This window comes from Parvularcula sp. LCG005 (assembly GCF_032930845.1).
Classification (GTDB): Bacteria; Pseudomonadota; Alphaproteobacteria; order Caulobacterales; family Parvularculaceae; genus Parvularcula.
Map to the genome: position 1 here is coordinate 2,685,462 of NZ_CP136758.1, position 19,882 is coordinate 2,705,343.

Annotated in this window: 13 protein-coding genes and 1 pseudogene; 4 read left to right on the forward strand and 10 right to left on the reverse strand. The window is 52.5% G+C overall.

Going from position 1 to position 19,882, the window contains the following annotated elements; all coding sequences use genetic code 11:
• Positions 1 to 791: 791 nt before the first annotated feature.
• Together RUI03_RS12800 and RUI03_RS12805 are read right to left on the reverse strand one after the other, a co-directional pair.
• Positions 792 to 5,603, reverse strand: a complete 4,812-nt coding sequence (locus RUI03_RS12800) for an RHS repeat-associated core domain-containing protein (RefSeq protein ID WP_317287860.1) — start codon at positions 5,601 to 5,603, stop codon at positions 792 to 794.
• A gap of 540 nt (positions 5,604 to 6,143) precedes the next feature.
• On the reverse strand, positions 6,144 to 6,698 hold the full coding sequence (locus tag RUI03_RS12805; protein WP_317287861.1) for a DUF6641 family protein: 555 nt from the start codon (positions 6,696 to 6,698) through the stop codon (positions 6,144 to 6,146).
• Positions 6,699 to 6,733: 35 nt separating this feature from the next.
• On the opposite strand from RUI03_RS12805, the gene RUI03_RS12810 reads away from it, so the two are divergent.
• Positions 6,734 to 7,279, forward strand: a complete 546-nt coding sequence (locus RUI03_RS12810; protein WP_317287862.1) for a hypothetical protein — start codon at positions 6,734 to 6,736, stop codon at positions 7,277 to 7,279.
• A 130-nt stretch (positions 7,280 to 7,409) separates the two neighbouring features.
• On the opposite strand, the gene RUI03_RS12815 is transcribed toward RUI03_RS12810, so the two are convergent.
• From RUI03_RS12815 to RUI03_RS12825, 3 genes are all read right to left on the reverse strand, one after another.
• The gene (locus tag RUI03_RS12815; RefSeq protein ID WP_317287863.1) at positions 7,410 to 8,069 is read right to left on the reverse strand and encodes a hypothetical protein; all 660 of its coding nucleotides are present in this window, start codon (positions 8,067 to 8,069) and stop codon (positions 7,410 to 7,412) included.
• Positions 8,066 to 8,647, reverse strand: coding sequence for a response regulator transcription factor (locus RUI03_RS12820; RefSeq protein WP_317287864.1), 582 nt, complete (start codon positions 8,645 to 8,647; stop codon positions 8,066 to 8,068). The genes RUI03_RS12815 and RUI03_RS12820 overlap by 4 nt, the downstream gene beginning before the upstream one ends.
• A 183-nt stretch (positions 8,648 to 8,830) precedes the next feature.
• Positions 8,831 to 9,226 carry a hypothetical protein gene (locus tag RUI03_RS12825; RefSeq protein WP_317287865.1) on the reverse strand — a complete coding sequence of 132 codons (396 nt, stop codon included), beginning with the start codon at positions 9,224 to 9,226 and terminating at the stop codon, positions 8,831 to 8,833.
• A 63-nt stretch (positions 9,227 to 9,289) separates the two neighbouring features.
• Here RUI03_RS12825 and RUI03_RS12830 point away from each other — a divergent pair, with 63 nt between their 5' ends.
• The 3 genes and pseudogenes from RUI03_RS12830 (at position 9,290) to RUI03_RS12840 (ending at position 11,514) form a co-directional block, all read left to right on the forward strand.
• Positions 9,290 to 10,186: a hypothetical protein gene (locus RUI03_RS12830; RefSeq protein WP_317287866.1), complete on the forward strand. Its 897-nt coding sequence runs from the start codon at positions 9,290 to 9,292 to the stop codon at positions 10,184 to 10,186.
• The gene (locus RUI03_RS12835) at positions 10,183 to 10,845 is read left to right on the forward strand and encodes an AAA family ATPase (RefSeq protein WP_317287867.1); all 663 of its coding nucleotides are present in this window, start codon (positions 10,183 to 10,185) and stop codon (positions 10,843 to 10,845) included. Before RUI03_RS12830 ends, RUI03_RS12835 begins: the two co-directional genes overlap by 4 nt.
• A 93-nt stretch (positions 10,846 to 10,938) precedes the next feature.
• A pseudogene (locus tag RUI03_RS12840) lies at positions 10,939 to 11,514 on the forward strand (recombinase family protein).
• A gap of 169 nt (positions 11,515 to 11,683) precedes the next feature.
• On the opposite strand, the gene RUI03_RS12845 reads toward RUI03_RS12840, so the two are convergent.
• The 5 genes from RUI03_RS12845 to RUI03_RS12860 form a co-directional block, all read right to left on the reverse strand.
• The gene (locus RUI03_RS12845) at positions 11,684 to 13,198 is read right to left on the reverse strand and encodes a type ISP restriction/modification enzyme (RefSeq protein ID WP_317287868.1); all 1,515 of its coding nucleotides are present in this window, start codon (positions 13,196 to 13,198) and stop codon (positions 11,684 to 11,686) included.
• Positions 13,173 to 14,765: an N-6 DNA methylase gene (locus RUI03_RS12850; protein ID WP_317287869.1), complete on the reverse strand. Its 1,593-nt coding sequence runs from the start codon at positions 14,763 to 14,765 to the stop codon at positions 13,173 to 13,175. Before RUI03_RS12850 ends, RUI03_RS12845 begins: the two co-directional genes overlap by 26 nt.
• 105 nt (positions 14,766 to 14,870) lie before the next feature.
• A complete protein-coding gene (locus RUI03_RS12855; RefSeq protein WP_410795877.1) occupies positions 14,871 to 16,532 on the reverse strand; it encodes a site-specific integrase in 1,662 nt (553 codons plus the stop codon).
• A 1,301-nt stretch (positions 16,533 to 17,833) separates the two neighbouring features.
• Positions 17,834 to 18,781, reverse strand: coding sequence for an RHS repeat-associated core domain-containing protein (locus RUI03_RS14780; protein WP_410795878.1), 948 nt, complete (start codon positions 18,779 to 18,781; stop codon positions 17,834 to 17,836).
• 699 nt (positions 18,782 to 19,480) lie between these two features.
• Entirely contained in the window at positions 19,481 to 19,654 is a 174-nt protein-coding gene (locus RUI03_RS12860) for a hypothetical protein (RefSeq protein WP_317287871.1), read from the reverse strand.
• Between the last annotated feature and the right edge of the window lie 228 nt (positions 19,655 to 19,882).

A 19,882-nucleotide genomic window follows, 5' to 3' on the forward strand; every position in this document is an offset into this window, starting at 1 on the left:
ACAGCATAGGTTGCCGTGCTATTTTCACCTTCGTCGACCAACACACCACCAGCGTGGATGTCGTCCGTCTTCTCGCCCCAAATGACCTCATTGCGACTGTGTACGTTATCAGTGCGCCCACTCGATCCGATCGCGACCCTTAACGCATGACCTAAGCAGCGGCAAAAATAGCATTAAAAACAAGAAATGGCGGAGAGAGAGGGACGCTAAGCATCGACGCCGCTCAACCACCGCAAGCCACTGATTACTCAGCAACTATTTAAGCCGCAATCCGCCAGTGAAGGGTGCCAATCTTAACAGGGATCTTAACAAAAATGTCGCCGTAGAGCTGCGGCCGACGTAACAGTAATACTGCCCTCACCAGCATCCCGTACCCCCCGCTAACATTGGATTGCCCAACGAGCTGACTGTCCGCTGTGCCGAAAAGTTTCGTGGTGCTCGCAGAAAAAAGTCTAAGAAACGCATCGCCTTATTGCTGCAGCTAAAAGATTGCAACAAACGCACGAGCATTCCAGTAGGGTCGAGCTGCAACAAAAAAGGCGCTTACCTTAATCTAACCATCCGCCGGCATTCTTGCGGAACGGTCTATATAAAAATCCTAGCTAAAGGCTAAGTCAAGCGAAAGTACCAATACAGCCAGCACAACAATTACCGCGAGCCAAATTCGCACCAAACTTCTATAGACGGGATCTTTTTGTGTTTCTTTCTGTTTTCTTTCCAATTTTTCAAAAATGTTTTCTCTTTTTACCATAACACGACAGCGCACCTTGTTGGTTTGATGGTAGTTACTATTAATTATCAGATGAGCATCCTCCCTGCGCTTCACTTCGGAGACACCCGCCGGTCCTACCTTTATTGCCCAACGAAAACCTCGTCCTGTCAGAGTCTTGACTAGGCGGTTTGTCAAACGCCTTGCCAAGACCACCGATGACTTTCGTGTATCCTACCATAGAACTTGCACCGGGAGTACCAACGTTAAATTGAAGCCCCTCTAGCCCATCAGCTTTTGTGTAGCCTGCACCAAAGAGGCCAAATAAACCTTGCCCTCCTGTGGTAGAATAAGCGCCTTCGAAATTGGCGGGATCGCCTGAATAAGCCGCAAGAAAACTACCGAATCCATGTTCGCTGCCAATTCCATATTCGACCGACGAAAATACTGCGATGCCCAATTCTTCGGCACCTTCTGTGGAGCCGATCGCGACACCCAAAGTAGTCTGAACAACACTTTTCCTCCCCCGTGCATCAGTAACCGTCCGAGACCAAGTGCCGCCGATCGCCATAGTGCCCGCCTTGACCGGTATATCACGATAAGTATTCTGAGCAGTCATATGCGCCGTCGTGTAGCCCCATGGACAATTTAGCTCAATGCACATGCCGGTTGGGTCTGTCGCATTCACTGGATCGTTCAACGTATAAGCATAGCGATTGAAATGGCCCGGCTTGTCTGGCGTGAACGCCACCGGATCATTGCTCAGGAAGCGGCCGATCACGGGGTCGTAATAGCGGGCCTGCATGTAAGTGAGGCCGGTGTCGGCATCGCGCACGTGGCCAGTAAAACCGACATCGCTACTGCTATTGTTCGTGGACGAATAGCTTTCGCCGAACGGCGTTTGAACTTCGGCCTGAACAACAGCCCCGCTCGCGCTTTGGTGCGCGACAGGCGTGCCCAGATGATTTAAGACAGCATAAGTTGGTGTGCTATTTTCAACTTCGGCGACCAACAAACCACCGGCGTGGATGTAGTCCGTCTTTTCGCCCAAAGTTATATTGTCACGATGAATAAGCTGCCCGCTTTCGCCGTAGACAGAATATATTGTTTTGCCATTAACGATCTGCTTCACTCGCTTCAGATTGCCGTCGTAGGTGTAAGCCCCACTCACTGCACCGCTTATCGCAACAGGCTGATTTGAAAAATCATAGGTGAACGCTAGATTACCATCATTTGTAACGTTGCCTCGGTTATCGTAGCCGTAAGTGCGCCATCCGGACCCGGCTGCGGAGTCTTGGACTTGTGAGAGGCGATTTGTGGTCGACTGATAGTTTGCAGTGACAACACGCCCCCCAAGGGTCTTGCTGCGAAGATTGCCGACGGCGTCATATTTATAACCTCCAGCCCCCCAAGGACCGGCAGCGGTTAGCAACCGGCCGTGTCCATCATATGTAAATGTCCGATCCTGATCAGTTGCATTGTCATGATCAATTGATGTCACACGACCGTTCGCGTCGTAATAATAATACATCCTGATAGCGCTCTGATAGTAAATCTGCATCAGAAGCTGGCGACCATTTTGTTGGTACCATACCTCTTTGCCGTTACCCATCGTCATTGTTTTGAAGGCAGCGTTTGGATGATATGTCAGGGCACTCGCATAGATAGTGCTAGCCACTTTTTGGGCCTTAGTCGGACGGCCGAATGCGTCGGGCGCAAACTCGACCACCTGACCTGTAGGATAGGTCATCGACTTTAGATGTTTTAAGCCGTTGTAATCGTAGCTGGTTTCATACGTCCTGCCATCGATGGTCAGTGTTTCTCGAGTCAATTGATCGTTTGTATTGCGGATGTAACTCCAATTTGCGCCGCCTCGATTTATCGACGACGGATAACCGGTGTTGCTGTATGTTTTGGCGATATCAGGCGTAGAGCCCGGATAGTTTATATCTGTCACACGCCCCATCGCATCGTAACCAAGCACGACAGCGGACGCGCCTGGCAACGTCGTCAAACACGAGGTTCCGGGCGTCTGCCCCTCAGCGTACGAAGTGAGCTGGCCTGCACTGTCATATAAATAGGCAGTGTCGCCTGTCTCAGGGACAGAGTGACGACATAGCCTGAGCTTGGCGTCGTAGAAATAACTTTGAGTATAATCGACGGTATAGCCATTTTGGGTCCCGTATTGGCGCGCCGTTTTGAGATTGCCATAAACATCATATGTCATGGCTGTCTTTGTATTGAGTGGCTGCTCAATTAACGTGGGTTGCCCATCGTCGGGACTCGCGTAGCCTTTTCGCGTTGTTGTTGTTTGGTGGCCGACGGGGTCAGTCACACGCACCTTATTGCCCGTCAGGTAAGCATACGACGTTGTTCCGCCACCTGAAGCATTTTCTAAAACTCCAGTTACCCTGCCGAGACCATCGTATGAGGTCACATGCCCGATCGTCGGATTAGGATTGAAAGATGGAAGTGAGCTGAAAGATACTCTACCCAAGCCGTCGTAAGTTGTACGGCTGTAGGTCGTGTCACCAGGCCCACTCAGCGCTTCACTCTTGACCATAGTTGGACGCATCATCGCGTCGTAGGATATTGTCTCGTCGAAATTATCCGTATGGAACTTTTGGTGGATAACACCGGAGGAATTTACTCCGTATAAATACGACACACTGGTACTAGCGCCCAGCGGCGGGTTAATAAACGTAAGACGGCCAATATCATTATAATCGTAGAGCGTGGTCTTACCTCGAGCATTCGTCACTGACGTCATCCAGCCATTATCATCAATCACGCTGTAGACCTGGACGTTGTCGGGTCGTTTTATGCGCTGAGGCTGGCCTCGTTTGTAGTCGAAATAGGATGTCCGTCGGTTGAGCGCATCATCGACGATGCTTGGCAGGCCTGCTGCACTACCAGAAGTATAATATTGATAAGTCGCCACCCGAACACCAAACTGGTCATGTGTCAGCTTACGTCCGACTCCATCATATTCAAAATCATCGAATAACTTGCCATTTCGAGTGACAGTATCCACGAGTCCGACGTTCCAGTTGTCTTTTTCGTGGACGTAAGTGTAGTCGGTAACTCGTGTGTCACCGCTATTGGACGACCACTCTTCAACCTTCGTCGGATTCCCATAGCTAAACGTTGTACTGTTTTGATTAATTGAATAGGTATTTTTCGTGTTGTAGGTGACCCCGTTGCGGACGATTACTCGTTGGGTCAGGTAGTTTGCATAATTTGATGGCTGATTATTGCTTAGCTCAATATTATTGGTGCCGAGATGATGGCCTAGTATATACGTCAGCGTCTCGGTTTCGAGAAGTGTCGTGGCGTTTGTATCGTATCGCTTGATCTGCTTCGGCAGGCCTTCTGTCCAATCATAACGGCGACTGAATTGGGTGGTTGTTTTGGCGCCTGTCGGGTCAATTACCCAATTCGTTCGCGTGTCTGCCAATGCCGTGTAAAGGTGTGACCAGTTTGAACCCGTCAACTGTCCGTTGTTATTAAAATTACCCTCATCTTGTTCGTATCCGAACTGCCACGAAGCGGTACCATATCCCGGTACGGTCAGCACCTTCTGAGTGACAGCTTGGGAATAGAAATGACGCGGAATAAAAAATCCACGCTCCGCACCACACGGACCATCAGGAGGCGGATTTGCCTGATACTGGCTACCAATATAATTCAAGACGATGGGTACATTGGTGCGCCCTAAACGAACGCCTGTTGTCGAGAACGTGCCCGAAGTGCCATCGGGGTGCGTCAGCGTTATGGAATATCCGGCACTTCCCAGTCCACAGGCAGATGTGCTTCCTAACCGACTAGGCACATCCAAGACCCATTGACGGCCATCAGGGCGGGTTACAGTTGCGAGAGTAGAATAATCAACATACGCATATGTCCACGTCCGACCGTTGGCCGATACCGTTTCGATAAGGTCTGTTCCCGATTTATAGGTAAGGTCTATACGACGACCGTCATTCGCCCGAATGCTGTTTAGCCGGTGCCCCACCCAATCATATTCAACCCAGTTCCCATGCACATCTTCGACGCGGGTAGCAAACATGTACGTGTTCCACATGGGCAGGATACCCTTACCCGTCAGTGGATTGTTCACAAAATTAACAAGGTGATCGAAATAGAATTTATCGCCGTTGGGAGCGTAGCCGATGAAGCCTTCACCTGCACCACCACCGATGTCTCCGATACAGTCGAAGCGCCAATGCTGTTTCGTCGTATGCTTCGCAGCGAACCCACCGAAATGAGAGGCAGCTGTCGCCTCGAGCAATTGCTGCGACCCATGCCCTGGCGCATTCACAGTCACGCCGTGGAAATACTCGTACGGCTCCCAATCCACGCCATTTTTTGAGATACCACCCGGATCAAAGCTACCGGTACAGCGATCGTCTTGCCACCCACCAACACCGTATGTGTCTTCTTTAGGAGTTGGCAAATTCAAGAAGGGGACGTCCAAGATCCAGTCGCCGAACAGCTTTTGCATATCTGGACGGGATGGCAATCCGGGTTCGTTCAGTCGCCCAATTGATACTGGGAGATGGGAATTGCCAGGAATGGATACATCTGTTGTCTGAAATGTCAGGCTTCCAGTAAACGGATCGATCCGATCGCCAAGCAAATTTGGATCGTATGCTGAGAGTCTATCGTTAACGCGTTGCCGCGGCATTGTATCGATTTCGACTTCATAACCACCACCGCCAGGACCGCCACCACCGCCGGGCGGTGGCGCCATGAGCGCCGCACTTTCTTCCTCAATCTCCTCAGTCTTTTTGAGCTGAGCCTTACCGCTATCAACGCCATCATCGGACTGCGCGAGTGCAGGCGATATCGACACAGCAAAATAAAAAAGAAGCGCCAGAATTCTCGACAGCATAACCCAAATCCGATTCATTAAATGCGAAAGTTTGCAGCACCAATCCTCTATCGGGCCGCATTTGCAGCCCGAATCTCGATGCGTGTCCGCACCCAGTCAGAAAGATTTGTACGTTAAATCCCTCAGCAGTCGAACGTTGCCCCACCAACATACTCTTTGCACCACGAGAACAGCATGGAATTTGCCCTCTGACAACCGAGAATTGTGGCAGGCGCACTAAAAAGTGTGAGAAGAAAAACTTAGATTAAAGCGGTAGGGACGTTGCGTAGTGCTACGTCAGTTGCTCACCGGTGCCATCTAAGCGCTAGTTGCACCATGAGGAGAGACCGGGCGTAACTGAATAAGCAAACTTTTGCTGGAGTTGACGGGTTCAGCACCGACTTCGAGGCCGACAAGCACCGCATCATTAGACCAAATTATATTAAATGCCTTACCGGACTAGATTTATATTATATGTTTTGATCAATTCGGTTAGGACGAAGCTCCTCCAAGCGGAGCTTCGGTTTTTTTCGTCCTCGCTGTCTGCATCGATATTTTTCTTTATACTGAAGACTTTTGATTTTTCGCCCCACCCCGCACGCTGCGGGCCTTGGCTGCTTCAGCTAATAGCTTGTCCAGCTCTCCAGCCAAAGCCGCTTGCTTCAACTGCTCCAGAACAGACACGACCTCGCTAAGATCGCGGACCTCGATGGCAGATTTGCCAGCCTTCAACGATAAGGGCTGGCCACCATATCTCAGGGCAAGGAACATATTACCGTCAGCGCCTATCCACCACCATGATGAGAAACGCTTTTTGCGCGTGACCTCCCTGATCGCACCTGTCTCCTCATCGGCGAGCGCTACACGCTCAAGCTTCTGATAGGGACTACCTGTTTCGACCTCATGACGGGCGGCCGCAAGCTGCTCCTCAAGACGCGTCAAAAGCGTAGCGCGACGACGCTCTTCGGCGGTCATCATTGACGCTGGCTCAGCGGCAACAATTTTCAGCTTTTCGATAACGGACATGGGCAACTCCTTTTGTACGGCATGCAGCATTGTTGTGCCTTTTTGATCCGTAGTCGACTGAATTCCAGAAGCCGCCGGTGCTGATTGCATAAATAGGAATGTGCCCAAGCCCGTGAGGTTGAACCATGACTAATTTTACGCCCATCGAACTGGAAATCCGCAGAAATAGGGAACAGCTGGAAAAGCTGTTATACCAGTCTTATCCCGCCTTCCTGCAGTCTATCGGCTTTACCCTGTACATGACAGCCACCTTCAACCGAGGCGCAATGCCTCTTCACATCATGAAGGCAACGCTGCGCCAATATGTGAAGGGTGTTGAGCGGGACCTGTTGGGAAAGCATTTTTACAAGAAGCCATCAGAACAACGCCTACGGGGAATATTCTTTGCAGAGAAGATTGACAGCAACGCTCATTGGCATGGCGGTATCGTATTGCCGCCCGCACCGGCGGACTGCACCCCAGAAGACTTCTACAGCAAGGCCAGCTGGCTATTGGAGCACAAGTGGAAGCACTTTGTTGCAAGCGGCGATGTCAAAGTTGCCGACGCGCGTGAGACCAGCCTCAGCGGCTGCAATTATATCAGCAAGGAACGCTGGAAGGCCGATCACTGCGATCAGATTGTCTTCCTGCAGGATTTCTGGCGGATGTCAAAACCGGGACGAACAGGCTGACGGCGGCGAAAGCCCACACGGAGCCACTGTCCTTCGCTAATCTCAGGCGTGCTGGTTCACGCAGAAGACTATCTATGATCCATTGGCAGATGATTAGTAAGGTTAATCTTGAGACGATGAAGAGTGAAGCTCAATTGCGCAAGAGAGGTGAACGGACATCCTCCTTGAAGAACTCCACAAAATAACGAGATCGACCATCATCCGATAATCGAATCCATGCGACGTAGTAGCTACGAAGCGTCACGCCAAAATAGTTCTTACCCTCATACCAGCTATAGATTCGATACTCACACGGATTAATGTACCCAACGACAAAGTCTGACACAGGAAAATTACCCGATCCGTATACGTTGAGCCCATCTTCGATATACTCGGTAGCTGCGACATATGCTGAATGATACGGCTCCAGACCCCTTTTTCCGTTGAACACTTCAGAGCAATAGATTCCGTCGGGCACGTCCGAACTATAAAGTTCCCCCTCCCATGCCAATTCCTTGTTACGGCGGTCCCGCTCTTGCGCTAGCGCAAGCTCTTCTGCCTTCCTGCGCTCCAGCTCTTCGGCCCATTCGATGTCATATTTCTCAGGATAGATGAGCTGAAGTTCTTCCCAATACCTGTCGTCACCACGGGACTTGAGTTTGGCAAGATAGTCGTCTACCGAAGCTTCCTTCAGTGCAGAGAGGCGGCTCTCGTCAATCGCACTTATCACCAGAAGCACGCCGAACAGCGACACGGTGCCGATCAATATGACCGGCAGGCATCCCATCTTCTTTTTTCCCGTGCCACTCATTCAGCCACCCCATTCATCTTCTTGATGAGTTCTACGTGTGAATTCACACCCAATTTGTCGTAAATACGGGAACGATGCGCTTCTACCGTTCGCACACTGATCCCCAATCGATCTGCGATGTCCTGATTTCGGGAGCCATCAAGAAGCGCTTTGATGACTTCGACTTCCCGGCGGGTCAGATGGCGATAGAGATCTTTTTGTTGATCGATTGGCTCTGCACCAGGCACCAGCTGACCGCTTAACCAGCGGAGTATATTTTCGGATGGCACTGGACGCGAACAGACATCATTGGCGCCTGCGTTCATAAGATCGACTATATGACGGATGTCAGGGCGTGACGTGACGGCGATAACGGCTACGGCGCCCGTATAGTGGGCAGCATGATGAATGAGATCTGTGCCTGGATGGTCGTCAAGGTCTGCGGCCAAGACTGCAATATGTGGCTCTGAAAGTAGCTCAGCTGACAGATAGTCCTTCGCTCTTTCATAGAGCCGAGTATCGAGAGATGCCCTTCGCAGCATCAGGGCGAGGACTTCTCGCTCTTCCGATTCCCGATCCAGCAGCACAACTGGTACCATGCACACCCCACGCCCTCACACATTGTGCTTAAGCGGTCTATTCCTCCGTGTACATTCGTATGCTTGCTTACGCAATTACCTAGGTAGCAACGGGCGTCGCGTTCCGGGCGGCACAAACGCCCCCACTGATATCGCTCATTTGGCAAAGCCCCGTATTACGGGGTTATACGAAATTGGCGCTCTTCATGCGCCCTTATCTACGACTTGCCACCTCTTGTTGACCTGCCGCACCTCTCCTTTCTTTTTCTTCTGCCACAGGATCGTGCGCATCGAACTTATGGGGAACCACCCGTCTACCAGCTCCAGCAGACGCTCATACAAGTCGTTAGACGACAGCCCAGCCTCCGTTTGCTTCAAGACCCAAACAATACGATCGGTCAAAGTCGAAGGGACGCCATCATCAACCGTTTCACGGCGCGGCTCAGGCACACTGAGCGCCGCGGCCAGCTGATGACGGGCATGCTTCAATGCCGCCAGCACCTCCGTGACCTCGGCAATCTGCTTGTCATATTGGTCTAACAATAATTTAACGTTTTTTGTCAATTCGGTTTGATTTTTCTTTATATCCGTCGTTGACATAATTTAACCCTGAACCCATTTGCCTTCTACGGCAGAAAGCCGAGAACAAAAAAGGAGATTGCCATGACAGATGGCGAAAATCAATTAAAACAGGGCGAAAATACTTTAAGAGACCGGATCATGGAGCTGCAGACTCTTGATACGAACGCCGTCAAAGCGGAGGGCAAATATGTTGATACATTAAGTGCCTTCTACGCTAGCACTCTCAACGCCATGGCTGAAATACAAGAAAACTTAAATTTTCAAGATAGCCTTGACGATCTGTTGAAAGAGCACGACATCAAGGTCAACCAACCGGCCGACCTACCCAAAAAGATCGCTAGACTGATCACACGTCACAACGATGAAAAAGGCCGCCGGTCTTCTGACATGGCAAAGGCCCTAAGAGCTGCAGAACAGTACTTCAACCTTTCGGCCGAGGGGAGCGCTCTGACAAACGATCAGGTCAAGAATTGGCTACAAGAGAGCGGCGGCCTTCAAGCGATCATTCGCAGCACAGACAGCGCCTCACAGAACGACGAAGGCCGAGACAACGAGGATGGCGGCAACAGCCGGGAAAACAAAGGGCGTTCCAATAAGTCCAAGAAGTCGGCTGCCGATAGGCGGAAAGCGCTGCTCAATATTATCGACACAGATGAAATTTTTGAGGCTGAGTTCACCCCTGAAGGCAGCAATGATGGCGATATCATTGTGATGTATGGGCACATAAAAGCGGGAGGACGCGTCGGCTTCACCTACATGGGTTATGGAAAAAAGGACACGTTCGATCCGTACAGACCCGAAAAAGCAAAGCTGCGAGCAGTTGACAGCGCGAACTTCGACATCGACGCCCTCTTCACATGCAAGAGCGATGCGACGCGAAAGAACTTATTGGAAAATGCGAATCTCGCGTCAATTGGTGCTAGAGGAGTCAGAACGGATGGTGCACCCTCAAGCCTAAGCGACGAGGTGTCAGCATGAGCCATGCACTTTTTTACGAACCCAAGTCACTCAGTGAATTTGTCTGGCAAGACCAGAATCTCAAGACGTTGATCAACGGCATCGTAGCGAGCCGCACTCCGCCCAATCTGCTTTTCCACGGCAGACCAGGCGTTGGCAAGTCCACACTCGCCAAACTTATCCCTGATGCCTTGGAAAATCAGACGAACACATACCGAACCGAGGTCAACGGCTCCATGGATAGTGGTATTGAAGTTATCCGTAACCGGATAGCACCGATAACGAGGCTAAGTCCATCTCTCGGTCGCCACTACATCGTCATCGAAGAATTTGATGGCATGACACTCCAAGCTCAAAAGGCCCTGAAGGGGGTGATGGACAGGGCCAGAGGGTCAGCGATGTTCATTTTCACGACGAATAACATCAGCGACGTCAACGAAGCCATACTGTCACGCTGCAAGACCAGTAAGCTTGTAGCAGCACCTCCGGATGCATGGCTGCCACGCGCACAGCATATCCTACAGCGCGAGAACATCTCGTATTCCGTCGACGACATCCTCACGATGATTGAACAAGCGAACGGTGATTGCAGGCGCATTGTTGACAATTGCCTCACAGCAAGCCTGTACGCGCCACCAGCGCGTCCAGTGGGCCCCCATACAGGAGCAACAGCCGCCTAATATCGCTGCAAAAGCACTCCCTTCTGCAACGGCTTGGCACCTGAGCGAAATCATGGCCTTGTCCGTTGCAGAAGCCTGTAGCATATAGTCCGTATGCGATATATTGGATATGCCCGCGTTTCTACCCTCGACCAAAGTCTTGACCTCCAGCTGGACGCCCTCCATCGGGCAGGATGCCAGAAAATCTATCGCGACGAAGGCGTTTCAGGTGCAATGCGAGATCGTGAAGGGTTAGCAGCAGCCCTTCACGACATTCAGTCCGGCGACCAACTCGTGACATGGCGACTTGACCGTCTGGGAAGATCTCTGCGCCACCTGATTGAAGTGGTACAGCTGATCAACGACAAGTGAGCCGAATTTAAGTCCCTATCCGAAGCCATCGACACATCCTCTGCAGGTGGCCGGCTGGTCTTCCACATCTTCGGCTCAATGGCGGAATTTGAACGGGACCTCATCAGCGACCGGACCCGAGCAGGACAGCAGGCCGCAAAGGCGCGCGGCGTTCACGTCGGACGCCGACCGAAACTAACTGGCGCACAGGTCGCCCACGCAAGCGTTATGATCGGCACAGGACAACAGACAGTCAGCTCCATGGCCAACGTGCTGCGCGTGGACCGAACAACGCTCTGGCGCGCTCTCAAGCGCTGTGAGGTACCCTTCAGCCGATGAGGCCTTTGTCTTGGAGGGGTTGTGAAAAAACCCGCCTTTCCAGTGAACGACTGTTGGCGATTTTTCGTGGGCCGGAATATTGGCATTTTTACATTTGCGCCACGGCTTGATGGCTTCCAAGCAAGCCTAAAAGGCGCTGTGGCGCAGGGGCGGACATCAGGAGTGGTCGTCAACGTTTGCCGACCGTGTCCATTTCCTTGATGATTGCTACTGTTCGCACGCTCACCGAAGTCACTCGCCGAAGGAGCTCAATCACGCCTTCTTTGTGGTTAGCGAACCGGTAAGTGTCGAACAGCCGCCGCACGGTCTCGTCGCGAATCTTTTTCTCTTTATGCTGATCGAGCACCCAGTCAATCGCAGTCCGGTTGCCGAGCATGTAGTCCCAGGCCGCATCCGGCACGCCCGTCAGCTGTGTGTCCGCGTCGAGTGTGATCGTGCCCGTGTCCCGGTCGCTGTTCAGGATCACGCGCGGGCTCGTCCCCTCGGCCCGGTTCGGGTTGGGCGCGTCGATGCGCTCCAGCGGGTAGGGCGCGACTTCCTCATAGCCGACATGGAGGTCCAGCAGCGTCTGGCCCCAGTCGCGCCACCTCGCGAAGTCCGCGTAGAACGGCACACGCGGGAGCTCTCGCTTGAGGTTGATCGCGTAGGTCTCGCGATAGTCCGGATCGTGCAGCACAGCGTAGCAGTAGGCGAAGATGCCGTCCTTGGTAGCGACCTTGCCGTAGCGTTCGCGGAACTTCCGCAGCGCCCAGTCGGTAATGTTGTCAATCCGGTCGCCTTCGTCATTGTAGCGGTAGCGGGCGAACGCAAAGGTACCACCATTACCTTGTTTGAGATAGCCTAAGTCGACTGGCCTATTGCTGGCGAGTGTTGAAAGAGGGTGATTGGAACTTACACCGTAGGTACAAATTGCTCTATTTCCCGTTTGGTTGGGGACGGGGAAGACATCTCGCAGGGCGTAGTGCCGATGGACGATGATATCGTCATAGTTCACAACCTTCTGGACAAACGGCCTAAAATTGATCGATGCAATGAGCGCCTGAGGGTTGTCGAACGTCTCTCCTGAATTGAAACGTTCGATCAATTCGCTAGACCACTTTATATGCGCATAGTCATTTCCTTCGGAGAAGGATCCAGCATTATAGTTGTCAGCGAAATACTGGCTCTTTAAGCGCGCGTCTGCGACGCTGCGCGAATATGCCCAATCATCTCTGTTGCTTGCTATTCCAAGCGAGAAAGTTTTGAAGATCGCGTCATACCGATTCCTATTGGACTTTCTCTTAGTATTTTTGCTGCCGAGGGGAAGAAGACTGTCCCATTCGTTTATAACTTGGTTGATCCAGTAACCGTTTTTGGAGGGTGTGATTGTGCTATAGCGCATCCGGTCGGCAGGCGTCGCGGCGAGAAAGGCGAGCTTCTCTTCCGCTGTCTCCTCCTCGGGGCGGCGGGCGTAGCGGATGCGGGCGGGCGGTTTGGCCTTGCGGTTCTTCCGCGCCCGCTTGACCATGAAGCTGATTGCCACGCCGGTTTGGATGCCGAAGACATTGTGCTTCGTCCCTGACAAACGCGGGTTTGCCCGCACGTCGCCGCCAAGGTCCACGACCACGATTTCGTCGAATGTGCCGGCCACTGCGCGGCGGAATCCGTCAAAGGTTCGGCTATCGATGAAGCTGCGGTTCGTCACGAAGGCGATTACGCCATCGTCGCCCAGCCGGTCCGTCGCCCAGCCGGTCCGTCGCCCAGCGGAAGAAGCGCGAGTACATGTCGTAGACTTTGGTCTTCTGCGCCGTGGATTGCTTGACGTAGGTGTCCTTGATCGTCTGGTCAATTCGCCCGTAAGTCCGATTTTTGTTGTTCTCGTTCTCGTTCTGCTGGTTCGCATTGTAAGGCGGATTTCCGATTACGACGCTGATCGTCTTCTGGTTCTGCTCCCGCACCCGCTTGATGTTCTCGTCCGAGACGGCAGCGAACATGTCATGCTGATGCCCTTTGCGCAAACCCAACGCCGCAACATTGTCCAACGTGTCGACGAAGCACAGGTTCGCATACTCCGCGTACTGGCCTGTGATTTCGGCGTAGGTAGCCTCAATATTCAGGTTCGCAACGTAGTATGGGAGGATCGCAACCTCGTTGGCGTGGATCTCTCGCTGGTACTTCCGCTGCATCTTTTCGCGGTCGCCGCGGAAGTATTCGAGAAGCTCGCACACATAAGTGCCGGTCCCCGTGCACGGATCAAGGATGTGGACGTCCTCGTCGATGAGACCCCGACCAAAGTGTTCGCGGCAGAGCCAGTCGGCGCCGTCAATCATGAAGCGGACGATCTCGTTATGCGTATAGACGACGCCCAGTCGGTCCGCCGCTTTCGGGTTGTAAGTCTTGTAAAAGCCCTCATAGATGACCTTGAGGAACTTCTGCTTCTCCGCGTGGCTCGTGATCGACGCGGCGGCGGCGCGGATGGCGGCGTAGTAGGGTTCAAGCGCGCGTAGAGTGTCGCGCTTTACGTTGCCTCGGAAAAACAGCCTTTCCAACTCGTAGAGGGTCTTCGCGACGTTATTCTCGCGATGGAAGTCGCTATCATTGAAGACGTGGTTGAAGATCTCCTCGGTCAGGACGTGCTGGATCAGCATCTCCCGCACGTCGGCCTCGCCGATCGTCGGGTTGATGGTGGCCTTGGCGTGATGCAAGAACTCTGACGCCTTGTCTCGAAAGTCCTCGTTACCCTCGTAGGCATCGGCGATCCTCTCTCGCAGGGCTTGGACCACGGCGGGCAGATCGGCATGGAACTGCCGCACCGCCTGGCGCCAGTCTCGGATTTCCGGACGTTCCCACCGGAAGAACAGGCTGAGGAGTTCGGACAGCTTTTCGGGGTCGGTCATATCTGACCGCATCACCTCAGTACCGTTCTGACGAAGGACGGCAACTGCAGCATTCTCGTAAACGATGTTGGTGTCGGGGTAGCCTTTGCGCAGCTTCGCCGCGATCTCTGCGTCGAGGTCGTCCTTGGTGTCCTTCGCCTCCCAGTAGCCGTGCGGTACGCGCAGGTCATGCACGATGGTGCCGTCGGGATAGACCTTGGCACCCTTCTTGGTCTCGAAGGGCGCCTCTTCGAGGAGGTGCAGGTCCGCGCTCCGGCACCAGTCGCGCAGAAGGTCGCGGAAGGCCGGACGGATCGTTTGTTCATTTAAGGAGCCAGATACCTTCTTAAGACGGTCGAGCTCGTTAAGAAATTTCTGGACCTTTTGGACGCTCACAACCCTCAAATTCCCCAAAAGGCGACCTTGAGAGATGTTTGGTTAACAAAGTCCGTATCGCGAGACGAACCGAGGTCCGCTTTTGGATATCAGCCGACCCCCCTCTCAAACACCCAAATCATACCCAATCTTATTCAGCTCTTCGGCCAGTCTAGTGAACCGTGCTGTGCCGTAGGCGGCTTCTGGTGACTGGCCAAGCTTCCAGCCGCCAATGCGGGTGACCACATCATAGGCGACATCAGCTTCGCGACAGGCCTCACGAAAGGTATGACGAAAGCTGTGGAAGTCGACATCGGCATCTTCGACACTGCACTGCTCTTTATACCGACGGAACCATTTGCTGAAGGCAGGTGCACCATCTTCACGCTCTGTCAGTTTGGGGAAGAGCTTCACGTCTGGGCGTACGCCCTTGCAATAATCAGCAAAGCCTAGCTCGAGCAGTTTTGCATGGACGGGAATTCGCCTGTCGCTGGCAGCGTTCTTCACACTGGTGCCAAGGTCGTCATCCTCTGTTATGCGCAGACCCAGAAGGCGATCCTCACGAAAGACATCCGCCCCGCGCAGCTGGCAAATCTCCCGCAACCGGCAGCCATGGTAGAGCGCAATAAGCGGGATCCAGAATTTATGAGGCTCGCTGCGCTGAAAAGAACGCCATTGAACGCCAAACAGGGCGTTCAGCTCTACCCCAGTATAGCTTCTGCGGCGCTTCCCCTTTGGCTTGTCTACGGCGTATCTAAGGGCGGGCACGGGGTTTTTAAGGACGTAATCCATCTTCACGCACCACGCAAAGAAGGCGCTGATTGCGTGAAGATAGAGGTTCTTGGTTTTGGCCGATAACAGCTCACGACCATCCTGACTAACTGAAGCGATTTTTTGCTTGTTAGTCAGCGCCATATTGGGTGGACGTTTTGGCAAACGGTCGAGAACGTCTGATCGATATCGAGTGACGTCATTCTTCGTAATATTCTCAAGGCCACTCTTTGGGCCGATAAACTCAACAAAGCTGCCAATACGGGCGTGGGAAGTGGTCTGGTGCCGACTGCTGCGATTGGCCAGCTGATCATTCAGATATTCCTGAAATTTCTCGCCGATCGTTACCTTGGTTCGTGTCGCGATGATCTTATCCAAAACCCGCTCCACCTCGTCATCGGCATATTCCCGAAAGAGGGCTTCACGACGTCCCTGCATTGTGGTCAGCGTCTGGTGAGCGATTTCCAGATCAAGCTCCGCCTGCAAATATTCAATCTTCTTGGCTGGATCATCAGCATCGCGACAATGATGAATAATGCGGCGACAATTTTTGATGATGCCATTGAGTGTCTTCACATCCTGATCATAGTCACCGACCAGAAACTTTCTCGACTCGAGCGCTGTCCTGACCGCAGAGGACTTGAAGATGAGAGCTGCATCATTCTCTGCCAGTCCGCGTACAATCTCATTGCCGGAATATGCGTGTTGAAAATCACCCAAGCGATACAGACGCCAGTCTTCTTCCGTCAACTCCTCAAGCTGTCCGTCTACGACCTTTTTGATGTCATCGCCTACAAGGTCGACTACCAGCGTTGAAGACCTCACGGCCTCAATCGATGGCAATGCGACATGACCTTGCCCGATTTTACTCAGTATGCCTTCATACCACGCGTTATGCTCTGCCGCCCTGATGGCAGCGACTTTGGGGTCAGCCGTCCTCAATGACCGCCAGATCTGCTTGCGGTAACCTTTGGGGGTCCGAAACAGGAACTGCGCATGCGGAGGTATATCCCGCATCCAATACAGACTCGGGGACCCCTTGCGCCGGACGACATGAACAGGAAGCTTGGCCACAGGCGCACTGTAATGCCACCTGTTCTTAACAGCAAATCTTAACGCGAAATCTTAAAAATTGCAATAATATCAATGATTTCAAGGAATGGCGGAGAGAGAGGGACGCTAAGCACCGATGCAGCACAATTGCCGCACAGCATTGAAATTGCTATATTTTCCACACAGTGCTGTGCACGGAAAAAGCACCTGCCTTAACAGCGATCTTAACAACCATGCCGCTGCAGGGCTACCTCAACGAGATGGCATGTTTGGGCAGTCGATGCCCCCTGCTCCCGATATAAACGCCCCTCAGGGTCGTAAGTATAGGTCCCCGCGCCATTATTGTTGGCGGTCTTCAGCGGATTGCAGACGTCATAGGTTAGGCCGTCCCGCCATCCGTGGTCATCTGTGTACCGCCCGTTTCAACAGCTGATTCAGGCTGTTGGCGGTATATGTCTTTGACACCGCGCCCAGCGCATTATAATCACTGCTACGAAACAATGCCCTTATTGAAAAGCCCGCCGAAAATATTAATACCGCAATCGATCTATTTGCTCCCATTAACGACCGACACAGAATAATTCCCATCATATTGGACTACATAGGGTTGTATCCTAATGTACTCTTCCATCTCAGCAATCATCATGACCCGCGCTCTGTCCGCGTCGTTCTTAGAGCCGATAGGCCTACTAGCAGAGATGACCAGCCTAGAGTTCAACTCTCCGTAGTCGTCGAATATCAAAATTGCAATTTGCAATTTTCGATTGACCAAGCCGATCGATCGCCTATCGGATCGGCCGTAGTCAGTATACGAAATTCGATACCCTTCGCCCTCGGCGAACATCTCCAAATCGTGCACAAAGCTCTCGATATCTGCCGTAGCAACAGTGCCTTTGCCGTTGTAGAAGGGATCCACCTCGGATGGCGGGACGCAGGAAAAAAGCACAACAACCAATACGAGAAAACTCGGCCGATACTTCGACGTGATTTTTATCACCGAGACTAAAATCCACCCTGTTCTAAATACTACTTCTTCCGCCCCTTTACACCAAAAACGGTTTTAATGTTTGAAATCATTCGCTTTGGATCTCCAATGACTGCACATATTACTGCCATTACCAAAGACGCATGAACTTTCAGCCTGACATTACTATAATAATGAATATCATCCCATTTATTTATTCTAATCATCTCGACCATGTAATAAACTGATACAACCATGAAGATCCCAAATCCAACATAACCCAAAACTTGTCGCATTTTTTTCATCCATCGCTCCCCCACACCTCTTCGCAACTACGCTTGTTTTCAGGAACCTTAACTTGATCGCCCAATCGACAAACGATCTCGGTATTCGCATTGCGAGCAACCTCGAACCCCCGTTTCATCTCCGTCCCAGCCCCCATCCCAGCTCTTCCGCTAATTAACATCGCATACTCGGGCAATTCAGACATTGTGTTTCGAGTATTGTATGGCAAGCCACCTAACCAATGAAATAGCCGTCCAGCATTCGCTGCGCCAGCACTTCCGACACCCGCTGCACCAGAAACAGCAAAGCCTGTCGATGAAGTCGCAACTCCTTGCGGAGTACTGGAGAAAGGCAATGCAGCCGTACCCACGCCGCCCGCGATCGAAGCGAATTCGCCCAAGATGTCTGAAGCCGAAATAAGCCAGTTAGCCACAGCCACACCAGCCGGACTACACTTTGGCCCCTCTTTCTCCTCGGGTCCGGTAACTCCATTACTCATTTGAAAACCAGTCGTACGCCGGAGGTCGAACTCAAATCGAGTATCCGGAGGTACGAACGGCTGGAACGGCCGATCCGGCCACATCGAAGGTATATTACAATTCATTCCACAAGGTGTCGGCGGCGCGCATACGACACGCTCGCTACCAGTACACTGATACAACCCACTCGGGTCCCTGCCATTTACCGGATCTCCGCCGACATAGGCGTACATGTTCAGCCCATCGCCATAGCCGATGGGGTCCGTCTGCAGAAACCGGCCGATGCCAGGGTGATAGGCTCGCGCCTTGTAGTGATAGAGGCCCGCCGTCTTCAGATAGATTTGGCCCGTATACTGAAAGCGCGTTGTGTTGGTGGAGGACGGGTCCCCGTAATCATCATATTTGTTCCGGGCCACATAGCCGCCGCTATTGTTCGTGGACGAATATATTTCATCGAACGGTGTTTGAACTTCCGTCTGAACCACAGCCCCACTCGCGCTTTGGTGCGCTACGGGCGTCCCCAGATGATTTAAGACAGCATAAGTTGGTGTGCTATTTTCAACTTCGGCGACCAATAAACCACCAGCGTGGATGTCGTCCGTCTTCTCGCCCGAAATTACCTCATTGCGACTGTGTTCGTTATCGGTGCGCCCACTCGATCGGATCGCGAATCTTAACGCATGACCTTAGCAGCAGTAAAAATAGCAATAAAAACAAGAAATGGCGGAGAGAGAGAGGGACGCTAAGCACCGCCTCGGCATGACTGCCGCAAGGCGTTGAATTTGCAGTACCTTTTATATAGCATCGCGCATTGATTGAGGACCCGCCTTAACAGCGACCTTAACAGAATACCTTCTACGGGCGCTGCGCCTCGCGCGAGAGATTTTGTCCCCAGACTCATAGGCGCCCGCCCCCTCCAAACGACGTTTTAAAAATACATAGGTTCAGCGCCTTATAAAACCGGCGCAAAATGTCTCCACACCCTACCCGACGGACAGCGCATAACCACTGGGCTTCAAAGAGCACTCGCTACGCAAGAACCATCCCGATCGTCGTTCCCGCATAGGCCACATCCCGCATCAAAGCTGGGCTTCCGCGCCCACCGCACCCCAAACATCAATTGTGGTCAGACAGACAGGCCACATTGGCCAAGGAAGGGCACAAACAGAACTTCGTTTGGGGCGTCAGTACTCGTCGGTTTCGTCAGATTTGCCGAAAACTGTTGGAAGTGCCGCGAGCAGGCTCGCTAGCACTGCCACCCCGTAAAGCCCGTACCACCACTCCCGGTTCGGATCATTGCCATTCACCCCAATCAGTACAAAGGGCGTCATGGCGAAGGACGCTATCACGAGCGTCACAATAAACTCTCGCCACGCCATTCTAACCTCGGAATGCACCAGCGATCCTCTAATTCTGGCTGTTGCGGCTCGGGTAATACGGCGCTTGAGACAACATGAGAGCCTTGACGGCATTAGATGCTATCGCACCGCCGCGCCAAACGCTGAACATAACGCAGTATAATTGAGAAACAAAGCGCCAGCGGACGCAACGATCAGAGTAGATCTCGCTGCGGCAATTTAAAGAAA

Coding starts and splice junctions, on each gene's coding strand:
- RUI03_RS12800 (WP_317287860.1), bottom strand. CDS start 5,603: ATGCTGTCGAGAATTCTGGCGCTTCTTTTTTATTTTGCTGTGTCGATA.
- RUI03_RS12805 (WP_317287861.1), bottom strand. CDS start 6,698: ATGCAATCAGCACCGGCGGCTTCTGGAATTCAGTCGACTACGGATCAA.
- RUI03_RS12810 (WP_317287862.1), top strand. CDS start 6,734: ATGACTAATTTTACGCCCATCGAACTGGAAATCCGCAGAAATAGGGAA.
- RUI03_RS12815 (WP_317287863.1), bottom strand. CDS start 8,069: ATGAGTGGCACGGGAAAAAAGAAGATGGGATGCCTGCCGGTCATATTG.
- RUI03_RS12820 (WP_317287864.1), bottom strand. CDS start 8,647: ATGGTACCAGTTGTGCTGCTGGATCGGGAATCGGAAGAGCGAGAAGTC.
- RUI03_RS12825 (WP_317287865.1), bottom strand. CDS start 9,226: ATGTCAACGACGGATATAAAGAAAAATCAAACCGAATTGACAAAAAAC.
- RUI03_RS12830 (WP_317287866.1), top strand. CDS start 9,290: ATGACAGATGGCGAAAATCAATTAAAACAGGGCGAAAATACTTTAAGA.
- RUI03_RS12835 (WP_317287867.1), top strand. CDS start 10,183: ATGAGCCATGCACTTTTTTACGAACCCAAGTCACTCAGTGAATTTGTC.
- RUI03_RS12855 (WP_410795877.1), bottom strand. CDS start 16,532: ATGCGGGATATACCTCCGCATGCGCAGTTCCTGTTTCGGACCCCCAAA.